1 protein-coding gene is annotated in these 1,783 nt (G+C 58.6%); it reads right to left on the reverse strand.

Annotated features, from left to right (window positions below; genetic code table 11):
• Positions 1-160: 160 nt before the first annotated feature.
• Entirely contained in the window at positions 161-1,690 is a 1,530-nt protein-coding gene (locus tag HGHM_RS00005; protein ID WP_019139443.1) for an IS1182 family transposase, read from the reverse strand.
• Positions 1,691-1,783 lie beyond the last annotated feature (93 nt).

A 1,783-nucleotide genomic window follows, 5' to 3' on the forward strand; every position in this document is an offset into this window, starting at 1 on the left:
CGTTGAGGCTGTAGATTAAGTCCTTTTTTACGCCGATGGCGACGGCTGTATGTTCATGTAGAGCCTGATGGATGTTTGGTGTGCTGGGGTGGTGGTGAGGCTGGTGAAGGGCACAAGTTGGCAAGGCACGCTAACACGTGCAAGAGAGCCTTGCTATTACTTACTGCGCATAGCGATGGTGCGCGAGCTTCTCGATGTTGTGCACCAGGCAGAACAGCTTCCATTGCGCATCGACTTTCTCCCGTCCACGCAACGTAAAGCGGCTGAGTTTCTTGTTGTGCCGCAGATTGGCAAACACGGGTTCGACCGTCGCCAGCCGTAGTCCATAACGCAGTCTTCCCAGGGGGCTGTCCATGCGCTGCTTCATCGCTTCGGTGTATGGCAGGGGTGAGACTTGCTTCGGGTAGAACAGCGCCACTTGCCGCACTGCCGTCTTGTCTGGCGTGCGCAGGCAGTTCGCCCGCAGCGGGCATGGCACGCAGTCCCGCTTGGCTCCCGTAAACTTCCGATACTTCCTGCCATTGGCCTGGCACTGCTTGCCATTGGCATAGAGCTGCTTGCCGGCAGGGCAAGTACACGTCTGGGTGACAGCATCGTAGATAAAGTCACTGGGTTGAAACTTGCCACGGGTGGCCGCCTTGATGGCGGGCGCCTTGTTGGCCAACGGGTCCGGCTTGATACGGTGCCGTGCCTGGTCGGCGAAGCGTTCATCGCGCATACGCATGCCCTTGTCGGCAATAAGCGCCTCCACGCCGCGCTCATGCAGCCGCTGTAAATTCTTCTCGCTGTGGTAGCCGGCATCGGCGGTAATCAGGGAATCGGGGGCCAACAAATCCGCCATGGCTTCGACCACGGGCAGGAGCAATTCCTGTTCGCTGCCGGTGCCATGCGCTTGGGCTTCTACGATGATTTGGCAGTGGCTGTCGACCGCTGCTACCCCGGTATAACCCTGGATGACACCCTTGCCGGTGGCCAGCTTGGCGCTGTCGTTATCCGTGCGGTTGCTCTTGCGGATGCTGCCTTTGCTGCCGGTGCGGTCGGCCGGATGGTCTTTGAGCCACTGCCGCAGTTGTGCAGCTTCCTGTATCAGCCGTTCTCGTTTCCTGGCTTGCCTGGCCTGCATATCGGGCTCGATGCCCAGCTCGTCCGCGTCACGGTGGCGCTTGAGCATCGCCTTGACGGAGGTCTCCAGCTTTTGCGCTTGATGGGCAAAGTCGGCGCAGGTGCCGCTCTTGGCCTTGGAAGCATTACTCGGCAGTTTCACGCCATCGATGGCAAACATCTCGCGCCCAATCAGTCCTTGACTGTCACACAGGAACAGCACTTGGGCAAACACCCAGGCAATGTCGTTCCCCAGCGTGGCAATGAACCTGGCAATCGTGGTGAAGTGCGGCGCATTATCGCCGGTCAAGGCGATGAAGGTGACTTGCTCACAGCAGGCGCGCTCGATGCCGCGGCTGCTAACGATGCCTTGCGAATAGGCGTACAGGATAACTTTGAGCAGCATGGCCGGTGGATACGCGGGGGCACCGGTGTCGTCATTAATGAAGCGGGCGTCGAAGTGCGACAGGTCGATTTCGCCATCGAGCAAATGGTTCAGCGTATGGACAAAGGAACCGGGCACCAGTTGCCGGGACAGGTCCACCGGCAACAGCCGCGGACTGGTATCAATGTATTTGTAGCGTGCCATCCTCATCCTCCCTTGACCGCTTAGATGCAGGATTGCTAACAATGTTCGCCTGTGGCACGATGCAAACCATACTTTTTATACAGCTTCGTTAGG

It is taken from the genome of Noviherbaspirillum massiliense JC206 (assembly GCF_000312045.1).
GTDB classification, from domain to species: domain Bacteria; phylum Pseudomonadota; class Gammaproteobacteria; order Burkholderiales; family Burkholderiaceae_D; genus Noviherbaspirillum; species Noviherbaspirillum massiliense.

Bases quoted from the DNA above. Each gene is read 5' to 3' on its own strand.
- HGHM_RS00005 (WP_019139443.1), bottom strand. From the start codon at position 1,690: ATGGCACGCTACAAATACATTGATACCAGTCCGCGGCTGTTGCCGGTG.